The sequence below is a fragment of the Bacteroides sp. genome, from assembly GCF_028690125.1.
GTDB lineage: Bacteria > Bacteroidota > Bacteroidia > Bacteroidales > Bacteroidaceae > Bacteroides.
In genome coordinates, this window is the sequence record NZ_JAQVBV010000030.1 from 1 (window position 1) to 14,677 (window position 14,677).

Genomic DNA, 14,677 nt, shown 5'->3' on the forward strand with positions numbered 1-14,677 from the left:
CGCGGATAGATGACGTTATCGTACACCCATTTTTGAGTGACTCCCCTGCGTGTATGTTCGAGCGTGATTCGCTGGATCTCGCAGATACGTTCAAGTTTATTGCGTTTATTGTATCCCATGTCACAAAAATACTCTTTAATACCCGGCAATGCACCACAACTACGTGAAAAACAACACTCACAAGCATGATTTTTCGACTTTTGCCTTGTCTTTTCGCGAAAGGCAGAGTTAATAAACGATTGGTCGCGCAGCCAATGTTTGATTATTCATTCTTAATTATTGAATTTGAAAGATGAGTGTAAGTTATTCGCTTGCTCTAATGAGCACTAAGCCCGGTGATAAGGAGGCTAAAAAGATGTATTATGCCAAGGCGCAGGCCGATGGCGTGGTGACGATGGACGAACTGGCTGAAGAGATTTCGTATGCTACGTCGCTGACGGATGGGGATGTGCTGAACGTGGTTCGGGCACTGATCCGCCAGATGAAGGTGCAGTTGGCTGCCGGAAAGATTGTGAAGATGGAGAACTTCGGTACGTTTCAGATACAGCTCTGTAGTGAGGGTGCGGAAACGAAGAAGGGATTTACTGCAAGTAACATTACGGCGGCTCACATCCAGTTCCGCCCCGGCAAGGCGGTGAAAGCGGCTACCCGCAGTGAGGCACTGAGTTTCAGCCGTGTGTATGGCAAGAAGGAGGTGGCAACGGATGATCCTGCCGATCCGACATTACCGGACGACGGTGGGGGTGAATCGCCTGACCCGACGCTGTGAGAAATTACCTCGTAGTAATGTCGTCGTTACTACGAGGTAGATGAGTGACTACCCGGTAGTAATGGACCCACTACTACGGGGTAGTTTTTTTATTAACTTGAAACGATAAACTGAACGTATATGAAAGCTATTTATATGAGTGAACTGGCGCAACAGTATTTTCCACGTTCTACGGTGCGCAGTGCTTCTGCGCAGTTGCACCGCTGGATTGAACTGAATCCCGAACTGATGGCGCGGCTGAAGGAACTGCACTTCGTGCCCCGGCAGAGGGCACTTACACCGATGCAGTATGAGGCTATTATCTACTACTTGGGGGAGCCGGGGGAGTGATGGCGGGAAGCCTTCCTTAAAGGAATGGGAAGGTGGCAAACAAAAAGAGGATGTGTCTTTTAAGAAAGATACATCCTCTTTAAAATATACTTTAAAAGGATTTGTTTACTAATCATTAGAGAGTTTAATCTTTATAGTCATTACCAGACTTTCACTCTCATTTGATAGCTTTGATAACTGAACTGCTGTCAATTACCAATTGTCATTCTCATTTCCAACAAGACCATTCTTTACAGCCTCTTCTATTTTATCTATTACAACATTTGAGTAAGCATGGGCCATTACAAGTGCCTTTGACGAACTCTTTTTGGCTTTATATTGATCTTTTTCCTGGAATGGGAAACATTTTTCAATAGCCCACTTTTCTACGGATTTAACTGGTCTCGTACCACCCATAGCTCCCATAACGCCACCACCTATATATTTATCAACATCGTAGTTCTGAATGGTATAGGTTACGCGAATCTTAGAGTCTTTTATATCTACCCTTATAATGGGGCGAATACTGATTAAATATGAGTTCATCCCTCCCGCATGTGAAGCTATACCGGGAATAAAACCTTTTGCAATAATTACACCTGATTCTTTATCATTTAGCTGAATCACAGCGTCTGCATCATTAAAGGTTGCAGTAAACCAATAATTTAATGCAATATACAGATGTTCTTTGTCCTGGTTTGCACAGTCTATTACTTGGGCATAACTCAATGAATTGTTCTTATCCAATGCAATCTCTTTTCCAAGATTCATTGCTGCATCCGTCCATTTTTCTCCATACTTTTCAACTGCATACTTTTCAAGTTCTTCAGCTCTCATAATTTGCGCACTTGCACTAATTGCCATAACACAAAATAATGCACCAATAATAATTCTTTTCATAATTTTTCATTGTACTTTTAGCTCTCCGGTACGTTTGTCTGTTTGGAATATAACATAAAGAAAGAAAGAGTGAGCCTACTTATCCTTATCTCTTACCGATAAACTTAAAATTATCAATCTCTGCTTATTATGTAAATCCTTTATAGGAAGTTTCATAATTTTGCTATATAGATTCAAAATTTCAGGTATGAAATAAGAATAAACACTTTCTACATATAGTTTTGCGATTTTCAAAGGCGCAAAATTAAAGTTTTTTTTGCATTCAACCAAATATTGCGAGCTATGTTTTTATTTATAATTAGAAAGTCTACCTATTAAGGGCCTATTCTTGTATCTGTTTTATTTGTAATATCACCTTGTATAAATAGATTAATCAAAGAATATTTTCAATTTCCCTTTTTTAATTATCTGTATAAAACAATAATATGGCATATCGAAAAATCAATATGCCATATTATGCCAGATCAGGTGAAAACTTTTAGAGTTTACGCTTTAGTAATTGATGTTAAATCGATCTCTGATCTTGTTCTCCTTGCCTTGTAGCTTTTTGTCCTCTTCCGTCATTTCGGAAGGTGCTCTAAGCCTAGCCAGCTTGTCTCTGGACTGCTCCGCACGGGAATTGAGATTGTGCCACTCTTGTATCAGGTCGTCCGTCCGGCTGGAATGTGTGAGCAGGTCACATTTCACGAGCAATTGGCAGATTTCGTCCATCCGGGCTTCATCTTTCACGATGCGCTCTTCGAGTTGCTCCATTTCGCGTATGCGCAATGTCATCAGAGCAACGGATTCTTTTTGTAATCTTGTCATCTGCCCTCCTCCGGCCGTCTGCGACCGTTTCTTTTCCTCGGATGAGGGATTAATACTTCCAGTTCCAATTTTCCGCTCAAATATCGGGCAGCGTCACGGGCGGCGCAATAGGCGTCTTCGTCTTTATTTTGCTCCGTCGCTTGGCTGACGTAGCGTACAAATACCCATGCTTCGGTCCGATGGCCTTCCAAAACATCTGCCTGAATGATGCTCAACCGGTCGCCTTTTCGGCGCAGCAGCTCGACGGCTGTCGTTATTTCTTTTTCTTTTCTCATGTGTTTCTGCTTTTAATGTTCTGCTTTCAATATTCTGCTTTCAATGTTTCGTCAGATATCCTCTCCCCAATACCTACGGGCTTCTTCGCGCCAGATGTCATAATGTCCCAATGGTCCGATGAAGCGTCCTTTAGAAAAAGCCCTGAAGCCTTCGACGTAGATTTTCAGCGTTGCGTCGAACATGACACTCTTTGCGCTGCGTCCCGTGGGGAGGCGTCCGGTGGCGTGGCTGATGAAGATAAGCAGCTTGTCGCGGTGTTTTTCCTTGAATTCAATGTACTGGCGATAGGTCATCTGTGTGTATTGAAAACTGTCTATCACCACGAAGTCGGGACTTTTCTGGCGTTTGAGGCGAATGCTCAGATGCTCGATACTTTCATTGTCGAGCAATAGGAACCGGCGGTTTACTTCCTGCATATTGAAACGTATCAGCGTGTTCTGCATCGTAAGGCAAGCACCTTCCTCCATGCTATCGTAGGCCACACGCCCGAAGCGGCAAAGGGTTTTGCAGAGTTGCATCACGAAGGAGGTTTTTCCATTCCCGGAGTTACCCCAGATGAACCACACGCCACGGCGTTCGGGAGTGCCGAAAGCTGCTTGCCAGTCGCCTTCAAAAGGCAGGGTACTGAATTTCATCGAAAGTACATCGCGCACCCCTCGGGCACTGCGGATGAAGGCGGGTGCCTTGTCTGTGTTCTTGCTCATTCTCGCAACCCTCCTTCCCGCTTTTTGGCTTCAGAGATGCGCTTGCAAGCGTGTATCACACGTTTCACCCGACGCAGGTCGTACTCGCCCTGCATTGCCTCGCGCAATACTCGCTTTATCTCGGCCGGATCGGTCAGTCCGTTTGCCCGGCAAATGGCATACACATCCTGCTCGGTAGTTGCGCTCACGTCGAAAAACTTGCGACCAATACGGCTGTTTATCTCCTTATAGCCCTTCTTATTGTAACGTATGCCGTTCTCGATGCGGCGTTTGATGTAGTCGGTAGAGAGAAAAACAATTCCACACTTATCCTCCAGCCGGTTGTAGATGGAGATGAAATAGTTGAAAACAGAATCTGTGAGCTTATCGCCTTCGTCAAAGATAAGAATCGGGTTTTTAAGGAAAGCAATCATGCCGATGGCATACTCCAAAATGTCGCGCAAGTTTGTACCGTCCGCCGGAGCTCCCACCTGCTTGGCAATCTCGCGCACAAAGTCGCTCTTCCTCATGTCCTCCGAACAGAGGATGTAGAACACGTTGCGGTGCGCACGGCGGTATTCGATGGCAGCCGTGGTCTTGCCACATCCGGCATCGCCCACAAGCCAGGTGACGTTGCGGAAAGACTGCGCATCGGTCATGGCAAACGTAATTCGGGCAAAAGTCTGACTGTCGTGCAGCGTCCAGCGTTCGAGACTGTAGCCGATCTGCGTGGCGATGCGAACAAACATATCGTCGCTGATATTCAGGTACTTTCCGTTGCCAATCTGCGAAACGGTAGCAGCGCTCACTCCGTTCAGGCTCTCGCTGGCACGGTTCTGCGAAGGATAGTTGGCGCAATACTCCATCAGAGCGTCGCGAATAGCGTCCTTGTCTTGTTTGGTAAGTTCTTTCATTGGTTTGCTTGATATTTAAATAGTAATTAAATACAGATTAATCGGTTCACATCAATTCAGGAAACTCTCATACAGATCGATATCCGTGAGCTGAGAAGCCGCCTTGGTGAACTCTCCCACCGAAGCGATTCCGGGGCTTTCCTCCACGTCGGGCTCTGATGTGCCCGGACCTGTGCCCTGCGGATATTCTACCGGAGCTTTCAGCGTGCCTTCGGCATACGCCTCACGATAGCTGTTCATCGCCTTAGACGATACTCCTACGGGACGAGGAACTGCCAGACGGGTGTAGGCCTCGCTCATGCACTCTTCGAGCAACAACTCCTCGGAAGCAATGTGATGGGCCACCCGTGCACGCTCGTTGTTCCGCAACTGTGTGAAAAGGTAATCATTCTCCTCCTCCGTGCGGTCGGCAGTGGCACGGTGAATCTTGACTTTCGGAGTGGCGGTGGCCACATAGATTAATCCTGCTGCCGTAGGTTGCCACAACTCAATCACAGTCATGTCCTTCGGATCATAGCGATAACGGAAACTCTCGCCCACGTGCTGCATATGAAAATTAAGATCCACCTGCCCGTCGTCGGCATACACCTGATAACGGTACTCCCGCTTATCCATCTCGAAGCAAAATCCCTGCTTGCCATATTTCACGTCCGTGGTGGAGAACATCTTGAAAAGATCTGCCACTTCACAGTCGTCCAGCGTTTCCGCATTGGGGCTGGAGAGCGAGGTGTACATCTCCATCCGCGTCATCCCGGTTTCGGACGTGGGATGCTCCATCGCGTTCCACTCGTCACGGCACTTCACATACTGTTCCTTCATCTCCTCCAGTGTCGGCAAACGGTCGATATTCGCCATAATCAGGTCCAGATTGGCGTGACTGCTCTCCTTGACAGCCGTAATGTTCTGCCCCGTGAAATTATAAAGCCCATGAAGCACCTGCTGTTGGAAACGTCCGAAAGCACTCTCGATTGTTTTCGACTGACCGTTGTGAGGCATCGTCGTCTTGTGCAAACGACAAATCTTACCGAAAAAGGCTTGAGCAGCCTTCGTCTTATGACCACCCTGATTGTCGGTCACAATCTCATGAGGTTTCACCTTCCATAATTCCAAAGCCATACGGTAAGCCTCATATTGAGTAAGAAAGCTCTCACGACCAAACGAATATCCCAAAAAGACTTCTGTACAAGCATCCATCACCTCATAAACGTCGATCGTGCGAGCCACCATCCGCTTCTGACGCTTGTCATAATCCTTATAATAAAGGTTCAACTTCGTTCCGTCGCCATACCAAAGCGTATTGGGCAACTTCGGCAGTTGAGTATCGAACTGAGGCATAAACTCATTCTTGAAAGCCACCTCTCCATGAACAGACGCGTACCACCACAACCTGACAGCCGTCTTATAAAGGAAACCCGTCACCGTGTGAGGAGACTCAATCCGATTCAGTCCCTTTGCGGGAGCCAGACGATTGTACTCCTCAAAAATCTGCATATCTGTGTACACGGGAAACTTGCTGCGTTTCAGTCTCAACAAAAGCCGGCCCTCCTGCGGGCCTACCTTGCGGGCGGACTGATTACCCGTATTGCCATTAACTAAAACGACATAGCCATATTTCTTATAATCATTGAACTTCTCCATCAAACGCGATTTTGGCAAAGTATGTCCATAACGCTCGCGAAGGTGCTCGCACAAGCCGGTAATAGTGTCACGCACCAGTTTCGAATGACGGTATCCACTCTTACCGTGCATACCCTTCATGTCCATCTCTTTAGCCACCATAGCGTTCAACACCTTGGCATTCAGTACATACTCCGTTTGCCGCTCGATAGTAATCCTCGGCGTGTACCTACGGAAGAACTCAACAGCCTTTTCATCTCCTTTCAACCGCTCATTCAGTGGTATTTTAGGTGTTTGAAGCTGCTGCTTCGCCCCGGGATGCCTCGCGTCATAACGCGCACGAATGGCCTCGGGCATACTTTCGTAATCAACCAAAGCTTTACGACCATTGCCGCCTTTCCGCAAAACCGAAAACTTATTCTCACGCACGTGCTTGTCGAAGTTCGGCTTACTCATGATACCGTCTCTTACAAGCTCATCGTATGTCACGCATAATCTCTTCCCAAATATTTCCATAATCACATAGCTTTATAAATAAATGAAATACCGGGCTACATCTCGTCCGGCATCTTTTTAAGAATCATTTTAGAGAATGCTCCTCCGAAAAGAAACTATTAAAACAGATCTCCACTCTCAAACTGCTTTCCCAATCATAGAATTCATATCCTCACATTCCCTCCACATCATCTCCTATCTCCGAAATGCAATAAATATATTATCAAACACAAAGTCCTTTAAATTGGGAATGCGCAGCATAACATCATCGATAAAGAATACAAACTATAAGAAATACAAACTATAAGAAATACAAAAACGTCATCAAGAACAAAAGCTTTTAATCTCCGAATCAATAACAGTCTCCACTTCCTCTCATATATTGTCTGTTCTCTCATACATCCTTCACCCTCATATGCATTGTCTACCTTCTCATGAATTGTCTACTTTCTCATGAATTGTCCATTCTCATGAATTGGCTACCTTCTCATGAATTCTCCATTCTCTCATGCGTTCCTTCATTCTCTTTCACGCATTATCTAGTCCCTCATGAATTTTCCCCAACCCATCATTCAGCTCCTTTTTCGTCTTCCAAAGCTCGACCCAACAACATAGCTATGACCAAGACAATCAGCACACCAGCCGTGCAAGCCTCCTTAAACGTTATATCCAATTTGTCAGTCGTATTAAGAGCCACAATCATCCCAGCCACAGCAGCCACATTCTGAATCCATCTGATCGTTTTCATATTATTCTCTCTTTTAAATTAAGTACCACAACACAATTCAATCATAAGTGACCAATAACGGAGTGATTTTATCTGTCATTCAGACAACCGGAAGAAGTAAAAATCTCCTCTTCTTAAAACACAAAGAAGAAATTCTTCGCTACACTCAGAATGACTAATTATCAGCCAAATCTCAATTCATGAATAACATCCAATTTAGCAACATCTCATGAAACCATTATACTAAAAGGTTACCATCTCTCAACGAAAACCTTCTTTCTCCTCAAACAACTTTCCACCATGATTTAATGCCCAAGCCCGAATAAGCATAGCCAACGCACTACCGGTTTCAAACTTTAATGCGGCATAAACAGTCACAGTAGACACACCTTTAATCTTGGCAATCTCTTTTACTTTCTCTTTATCCAACTTAATGTACCTCTCTTTTTTAGCCATATCCTTGAATTATTAAATTACTATTTCTATCTTTGGAACCATCTTAATTCTTTAAGATATTGCAAACTTAGAAAATAATCTAACATAATACACGCCATTGTTAGGAAATAATCTAATTAATTTATTTTATTTAGAGTAAAATCTATGATAATACAAAGATTAAAAGAATATATCGATGCCAAAGGCATAAGCATATCAGCATTTGAAAAAAGTATTGGGATGTCAAATGCCTCCTTTGGAAAGTCGTTAAAAAACAATGGAGCAATAGGCTCCGATAAGCTGGAAAACATCTTGTCTGTTTATCCTGATATCAATCCGGAATGGCTTCTCACCGGTCGTGGTCTTATGCTCTGTGATCCCCAAACACCTAAAGAAAACAAGTTGGATGCCTCCCTAATCCCTCCCTCGATACCATCAATAGAAGAATCTATTATATATAAAATGTATGAGAAGAAAGATGAAGAAAACAAATCCCTGATTGAAGAACTGGGAGGCTTAAAAGAACGTATCCGTAGCCTCGAATCTAAAGTCCAGGAATACAAATCACTCTCCACCTCTTCAAAAGATAAATCTAAGGGTTTAGCCCTTGCGAAGAATGCTTCTATCGAAAAGCATTCTTCGCAGGATGTGGACAATGCAACCTCTGTGACTGCCCGATAAAAAACTCATTGAAAGAACAGGCACTAAAAAATAAGTACTCGAGAAAAAATTAATCCCTAGCCAGAATTATTATTCTTATCAACTTTAAACAACTAACTACACATTCAAAAAACGACCTAAAAGATATCCTGAGTACATCTGACCTTAATTTTATTTCCAAAAGCCAGTCACTGGTTTTCCTCACTTTGCTAGTCAGTTCTCCTCTTCAGCCTCAGCAACAAATGATATAATAAGCAATCGCACGCACCTTTATGCATGAAAAGCACACTAATTCACCCAATTTACCACTGTCTATTAACAGCTTACACTTTCTTTATAATCAGATAGCTGCCACTATACATCCGTAATATTTCCCAATAAATCAATCCTTAAACAACTAAGCACATATTAATCCGAGAAATACCACTATCAAGACAAGTAATACTAAGAATGTAAAAAGTATGTCCAGCTTTAACAAAACGAATATTTGCAACAAAAAAAGTATATCAACTTAGTATATCCAACAGTATACCCAACTATTTTTTGAATCATTTCCAACGCTCAATACAAATTCCTTAAATTACATCATTCTGATTTTGTTTTAATGACCATTAAAATAATTAAATAGTCACTCCAATAGTGTTGATAAAAAAGAAATCCATCTAAATCGTTATTCCAACTTTTCCAACCTACCTCCACATATATTTCGGCTCTTTTTTAGTTTGATTTCAACTTATGTTCTCTTTGAACCATTTAAATCCTGTTTAGTATAAAAGCACTTTAAAGCCATATAAACAAAATGATTTATTTCTCTTCTTTGTTATATTTCATTCAAACCTTCTATTTATTAGTATTTTAACAAAACTTAGATAAGACAGTAATCTACACAAACTCTTTTGGTTCTTATAGAAACTATATGCTCAACAGTCTATCTTTCGGCTGGTGGTTCGACCGTGTGTACACATTCAATGATGCCGACCATATCTTATTGTATAAACCGGAAGAAGCGGATAATTATAATGAAGGAGCGAATAGGGCAAGAATTACTTCGGCTGTCATCACCGGAATATATATGTTAGGTGATAACTTCAGTTCGAAAGGTTCTTTACCGGGAAATGAAACAGCCAGGAAAAAGGCAAAAGAATCGGTTATTCTCAAAATAAGCGTATCGAAGGAAAAGAATTATGGACCTCCACGCCTATTATTTCAGTTAATAAAAAACTGATCTATTCTGTTCCAACACAGGATGTTAAGACCTATCGAATCGATGCCAACCATAAAAAATGCAGGTAAGTAATAAGATATATAAGTAAACAGCTAAAACCAACCTGTTCAATGAATGAGTGGACTGGTTTTAGCTGTTTACTATAGCGCAGTAATAGTTACTGGTATTGTATTCTTCCTCTTCTCTATTACCTAATTCAATACTAATTACAAGGGGATATTAAGGATTAGAGTCTATTCCCATTTACATGTATAAACGGTTGTATAAGTCTCGGTATTGGTGCTCGACACATTTCTTTCATCTTCACCAATTACTCCATCACCATTTTTATCTTCAAATGAACGGCTACGAATTTCCACATCTTTATCTACTACAGTACAGCTTTCTACATATCCCTCACTATTTAATGTATAAGTAAATTTAATGGTTTCTTCATAAGTAGTTTCATATTTGCAAATTTCCTGGTAATAGTCATCATAATATTCACCTTTATCAATATATTTACTATAAATTTGGTCTGGTAGTTGAGAGTTACGCATTCCTGCCAATTCAGGATGTGCATAGAAAACCACATCCAAATTATCCCATACTTCATTGTCTAAACAAGGGAACCAACCTTTGCAAGTTTTTCCACTGTATGTATATTGATATTCACTTCCACCTTCTGTGGAATATTTCGTTATTTTATTATTCGCCCAAGTAAGAGTATTGGTATAAGATTCATTAGAGGAATGAGAACTAATTTCTTTAATTATAGACAAATTATTGGATGTATTGTAAGTATACGATGTACTATAACCATCTCCCTGACTTGTTCGCACTAAACCACCATTCAGGGTATATATTATGGATCTATTATCCTCTGTTGCTATAATACTATTGTTCCCCCAAGTAAAATTAGTAGTCTCACTACCACTGTTTTCTGAATCTTTTTCAACAGCAGATATTACTCTTCCTTTATTATCATAAGAAAATATCAACGTATTCGTTTCATCATCGTATGTTTCTTTAATCTCTATCAGTTTTTTCTGGTTGGTAATGATTCCGTCATCATTTTTAGCAGGAGTATCATCACCCTCTTCATCATCACTACATGCAACAAAGTTCACACACATCATCACAGCCACTAAAGCCATTCCTAATAACCTAAATGTTCTCATATGTTTTTATTTGTGCTTTCTGTACCCGCAGAATAGCAAATTTATTAAATAAAAAGATGTGGGTACCATATTTTCTTTATTCTACATAAGAATTATGAAGCCTAAATGCAGAATATAGTTTTAATAACACCTTTTCTTAATTATGTCTTTCAAATTCTTTAATACATTCAAAACGTTAATTAGTTACAAAACTAACAAAATATTTTAATACGCGCAAAGAATAACTAAAAGTTTTACACACATTCAAAAATATATAACTATATGAATGCACTATTGATTGTATTTCACTACAATCATTGCACAAGCAAAAGGATTCCGTGCAATATGACTTTCATTGAGATAAAAGAAAATGTAGCTGAATAAAAGACGATGTCCTTATGTAATCTCTTATTTATAACAGAATGGCATATAACTTTTAAAGCACTCCCTCACTACATAGATTATCTACTTTTGTAGCAAAAGCCTATTCGTTCCACAGATATGGAACGAAAGAATAACAGATATGGGACGAAAGGGAAACAACTGTGGAACTAAAAGGAAATATCTGTGGAACGAATTACTATTAACTACTAAACCAATAAACTTCAGTATATGAGTGCAATCTATGACCTTTTCGATACTCCTAGCCCTGACAAAGGAGAAAAACAACCGCTACACGCCCGCATTGTTTCTAAAGGAACTGTAGACAAAGAAGAATTTTTAGACCGCGTACACAAATTTACAGGTATCAGCCACAGTTTATTAACAGGTGCAATGGAAGCCTTTTCAAACGAGGCACGTGATTTACTGGCAGAAGGCTGGACGGTAGAGATCGGTAACTTCGGCTTCCTATCTACCTCATTGCAATGTCCTCCCATCAACGACAAAAAAGAAGTCCGCTCCACGTCCATCAAAATGAAAAACATCCATCTTCGTGCGAGCCGGTCATTCAAAAAAGAAGTAAGTGACAAAATGAGATTGCAACGTGGAGAATCTCTTACCCGACCGAAGAGAAACAGTATCTCCCGTGAAACTTGTCTTGTACATCTTAATCTATATTTAGCAACTCATTTATTCATTAGCCGGACAGACTACTGCCTTTTGACTGGTAGAAATAAAAAAGTCGCCATCACAGAATTGAATTCATTCATCACAGAGGGAATCATCCGAAGAGAAGGGGTAGGAAAATTAAGTGTATATATAAAGGTGTAAATTATTTCACTATTAATCAGCACTTTAGAAATTCATAAATTTGCTGTCGTTCATTGAACGTCATTAAAGCACCTCTGCGGCAATCGGCTGTTATATCTTTGCATCGTGATCACAAAGAGATATGTTAATTAAAAGTATTCATTAAAAAAACAAGATTATGTCATTAAAATATGTCATTAAAAAAAGAACCTTCGGTTTTGATAAAACTAAAACTGAAAAGTATGTAGCTCAAAATGTGATTACCAATACGGTGGATTTTAAAACCTTGTGCGATGAAATCACTAAGATAGGATTAGTTCCGAGCGGAGCAGTAAAATTTGTACTCGATGCCCTGATTGATACCCTGAACATGAACCTTAATAAAGGAATCTCCGTTCAGCTGGGCGATTTCGGATGTTTTCGTCCGGGGATAAATTGTGATAGCCAGGATGCGGCAAAAGATGTAGATAGCGATACCATCCGCAGGGTAAGAATCGTTTTCACTCCGGGATATAAATTCAAAGATATGCTGAATAAAGTCAGTATTCAAAAGTTAGTTACGTCTAATGATGGGACTTTGATTCCCGAAAATCCTGATCCGACTCCGAATCGGGGTGACGACAATGGAGAGTCTCCGGACCCGACTCTGTAATCAATTAATTATGCAAAAAACAGTATTCGCTTAAAAGCGGATACTGTTTGCAAACTCTATCATCAAACTCTTGACAACGCCTTAAAAATGTTGTATCTTTACTGTCTATTAACTTAAATAAAAATCAATATGAATTCAGCTATTTACGAATACGAAGAAGAAAAAAAACCATTTATTGTCAAAACGTATAAGAAAAAAGAATTAGCTTGCCTTTACAATCCGAATATTACTCCACGTTGCGCCATTCGAATGTTTACCAAATGGATCAAAATGAACAAGGAATTGTACACCCGTCTTGTGGCAACCGGCTACAATACACGTACTCGTACCTTTACCCCCTTACAAGTCAGAATCATAACCAATATTCTGGACATTCCTTAGGAATGCCCGGAATGCCTACATAAAGTGAAACTTATTATAGAGTGAGACTCAAACAATAGCCTTTTTAAATTGACGGAACTGCCACCACAACATCATCCCGGCAAGCAAACTCGCAATCAAATCAGAAATAGGCATACTCATCCATACACCTTCTTGCCCGTAAAACTGAGGTAGGATCAGCAGACAAGGAATCAAAATAAGAACCTGACGTGATACAGACAAGAAAATTGCCTTACTTGCCATACCGATACTTTGAAAGAAATTGGAAGCCACCATCTGAAAACCGACAATCGGGAAGAACATGACCACGATACGCAACCCTTTAGTAGAAATACGAATCAGTTCCTCGTCAGTAGTGAAGATAGAGACAGCCAGCCCCGGAATCAGCATTCCCATCAGGAAACCAACAGTGGTAATAACTGTTGCCGCATAAATTGTGATTTTCAATACTTTTGTCACCCGTTCATACTGACGCGCTCCGAAATTATATCCTGCAATCGGCTGCATTCCCTGATTCAGCCCCATGACAATCATTACAAACAGAAAGACCAGCCGATTGACAATACCGAAAGCTCCGATAGCCAAGTCACCGCCAAACTGTTTTAATCCTTTATTAATCAGAATTACGATAAAGCAGGCAGCCAGATTCATCAGAAAAGGAGCCATACCAATTGCAAGAGAATCAAACACAATCTTTTTCTTTAAACGAAAAATACCCTTATGAAAATGAAGCAATTCATTTTTATTAGAAAAAAGTTTGAACTGCCATATCAATGCAATCACCTGTGCTGCAATAGTTGCAATAGCAGCTCCCTGTATTCCCCAGCCAAAGCCATAAATAAACAAAGGATCGAGAATCGTATTAATAACTACTGTAGCAATCGTTGCATACATCGCCTTCTGCGGATGACCAGCAGAACGCAGTACAGCATTCAATCCTAAATAAAGATGAGTGACGACATTTCCCAGTAGAATAACTACCATATAATCGCGCGCATAACCGACAGTTGCCTCGCTACCGCCAAAGAAATAAAGAATAGGATCGAGGAAGATGAGGGCAAGAACAGTAAATACCAATCCAATAATAATATTTAAAACCAGCACATTGCCTAATACCCGTTGGGCTGTGTCATAATCTTTCTGCCCCAGTTTCACAGAAACCAATGTAGCTGCTCCCACCCCGACCAATGATCCGAATGCCGCAGCAAGATTCATCAATGGGAAGGTCAGTGCCAATCCCGAAATGGCCATTGCTCCTACTCCGTGACCAATGAAAATACTATCTACCATGTTGTAAAGAGAAGATGCCGTCATAGCGATAATTGCCGGAATGGCATATTGCATTAAAAGCTTTCCAATCTTTTCCGTACCCAGCGCAGTGGGTGTCTTTTGTCCTGTCATACCTATTACTTTGAGGATGCAAAGATACAAAAAAGAGACAGATTACGGGATATATGAGAAAAGTTTCGTATTTTTGCCTCCAAAATTGAGTTAATA

At 41.0% G+C, this 14,677-nt stretch carries 17 protein-coding genes; 7 read left to right on the top strand and 10 right to left on the bottom strand.

Annotated elements, in window-relative coordinates; translation table 11 throughout:
• Window positions 1–292: 292 nt before the first annotated feature.
• Both PHO71_RS17455 and PHO71_RS17460 read left to right on the top strand, forming a co-directional pair.
• Window positions 293–769, top strand: a complete 477-nt coding sequence (locus PHO71_RS17455) for an HU family DNA-binding protein (RefSeq protein ID WP_300205770.1) — start codon at window positions 293–295, stop codon at window positions 767–769.
• 120 nt (window positions 770–889) lie between these two features.
• Window positions 890–1,099 (top strand): DUF4248 domain-containing protein, encoded by a 210-nt coding sequence (locus tag PHO71_RS17460; RefSeq protein WP_300205772.1) that lies wholly within the window; start codon window positions 890–892, stop codon window positions 1,097–1,099.
• A 192-nt stretch (window positions 1,100–1,291) separates the two neighbouring features.
• On the opposite strand, the gene PHO71_RS17465 is transcribed toward PHO71_RS17460, so the two are convergent.
• From PHO71_RS17465 to PHO71_RS17500, 8 genes are all read right to left on the bottom strand, one after another.
• Window positions 1,292–1,978, bottom strand: a complete 687-nt coding sequence (locus PHO71_RS17465; RefSeq protein WP_300205774.1) for a DUF4468 domain-containing protein — start codon at window positions 1,976–1,978, stop codon at window positions 1,292–1,294.
• A gap of 492 nt (window positions 1,979–2,470) precedes the next feature.
• Window positions 2,471–2,785: a hypothetical protein gene (locus PHO71_RS17470; protein ID WP_300205776.1), complete on the bottom strand. Its 315-nt coding sequence runs from the start codon at window positions 2,783–2,785 to the stop codon at window positions 2,471–2,473.
• Window positions 2,782–3,060, bottom strand: coding sequence for a hypothetical protein (locus PHO71_RS17475; RefSeq protein ID WP_300205778.1), 279 nt, complete (start codon window positions 3,058–3,060; stop codon window positions 2,782–2,784). The genes PHO71_RS17470 and PHO71_RS17475 overlap by 4 nt, the downstream gene beginning before the upstream one ends.
• 51 nt (window positions 3,061–3,111) lie before the next feature.
• Window positions 3,112–3,765, bottom strand: coding sequence for a hypothetical protein (locus PHO71_RS17480; protein ID WP_300205780.1), 654 nt, complete (start codon window positions 3,763–3,765; stop codon window positions 3,112–3,114).
• Window positions 3,762–4,658 (bottom strand): AAA family ATPase, encoded by an 897-nt coding sequence (locus tag PHO71_RS17485; protein ID WP_300205781.1) that lies wholly within the window; start codon window positions 4,656–4,658, stop codon window positions 3,762–3,764. Before PHO71_RS17485 ends, PHO71_RS17480 begins: the two co-directional genes overlap by 4 nt.
• A 51-nt stretch (window positions 4,659–4,709) precedes the next feature.
• Window positions 4,710–6,731 (bottom strand): hypothetical protein, encoded by a 2,022-nt coding sequence (locus PHO71_RS17490; RefSeq protein WP_300205783.1) that lies wholly within the window; start codon window positions 6,729–6,731, stop codon window positions 4,710–4,712.
• A 607-nt stretch (window positions 6,732–7,338) separates the two neighbouring features.
• Window positions 7,339–7,518 carry a hypothetical protein gene (locus tag PHO71_RS17495; RefSeq protein ID WP_300205785.1) on the bottom strand — a complete coding sequence of 60 codons (180 nt, stop codon included), beginning with the start codon at window positions 7,516–7,518 and terminating at the stop codon, window positions 7,339–7,341.
• Window positions 7,519–7,758: 240 nt separating this feature from the next.
• Window positions 7,759–7,953 (bottom strand): hypothetical protein, encoded by a 195-nt coding sequence (locus PHO71_RS17500; RefSeq protein WP_300205787.1) that lies wholly within the window; start codon window positions 7,951–7,953, stop codon window positions 7,759–7,761.
• A 144-nt stretch (window positions 7,954–8,097) separates the two neighbouring features.
• Here PHO71_RS17500 and PHO71_RS17505 point away from each other — a divergent pair, with 144 nt between their 5' ends.
• Both PHO71_RS17505 and PHO71_RS17510 read left to right on the top strand, forming a co-directional pair.
• Window positions 8,098–8,613, top strand: a complete 516-nt coding sequence (locus PHO71_RS17505) for a transcriptional regulator (RefSeq protein WP_300205789.1) — start codon at window positions 8,098–8,100, stop codon at window positions 8,611–8,613.
• An 895-nt stretch (window positions 8,614–9,508) separates the two neighbouring features.
• Window positions 9,509–9,817, top strand: coding sequence for a hypothetical protein (locus tag PHO71_RS17510; RefSeq protein ID WP_300205791.1), 309 nt, complete (start codon window positions 9,509–9,511; stop codon window positions 9,815–9,817).
• Between the two features lie 233 nt (window positions 9,818–10,050).
• Here PHO71_RS17510 and PHO71_RS17515 read toward each other — a convergent pair whose 3' ends face one another.
• A complete protein-coding gene (locus tag PHO71_RS17515; RefSeq protein WP_300205793.1) occupies window positions 10,051–10,977 on the bottom strand; it encodes a hypothetical protein in 927 nt (308 codons plus the stop codon).
• A 591-nt stretch (window positions 10,978–11,568) separates the two neighbouring features.
• Between PHO71_RS17515 and PHO71_RS17520 the strand changes: the two genes are divergently transcribed.
• From PHO71_RS17520 to PHO71_RS17530, 3 genes are all read left to right on the top strand, one after another.
• A complete protein-coding gene (locus PHO71_RS17520; protein WP_300205795.1) occupies window positions 11,569–12,168 on the top strand; it encodes a DNA-binding protein in 600 nt (199 codons plus the stop codon).
• 157 nt (window positions 12,169–12,325) lie between these two features.
• Window positions 12,326–12,799 (top strand): HU family DNA-binding protein, encoded by a 474-nt coding sequence (locus PHO71_RS17525; protein WP_300205797.1) that lies wholly within the window; start codon window positions 12,326–12,328, stop codon window positions 12,797–12,799.
• A 129-nt stretch (window positions 12,800–12,928) separates the two neighbouring features.
• A complete protein-coding gene (locus PHO71_RS17530) occupies window positions 12,929–13,180 on the top strand; it encodes a DUF4248 domain-containing protein (protein ID WP_300205799.1) in 252 nt (83 codons plus the stop codon).
• A 48-nt stretch (window positions 13,181–13,228) separates the two neighbouring features.
• On the opposite strand, the gene PHO71_RS17535 is transcribed toward PHO71_RS17530, so the two are convergent.
• Window positions 13,229–14,611 (bottom strand): MATE family efflux transporter, encoded by a 1,383-nt coding sequence (locus PHO71_RS17535; RefSeq protein WP_300205801.1) that lies wholly within the window; start codon window positions 14,609–14,611, stop codon window positions 13,229–13,231.
• Between the last annotated feature and the right edge of the window lie 66 nt (window positions 14,612–14,677).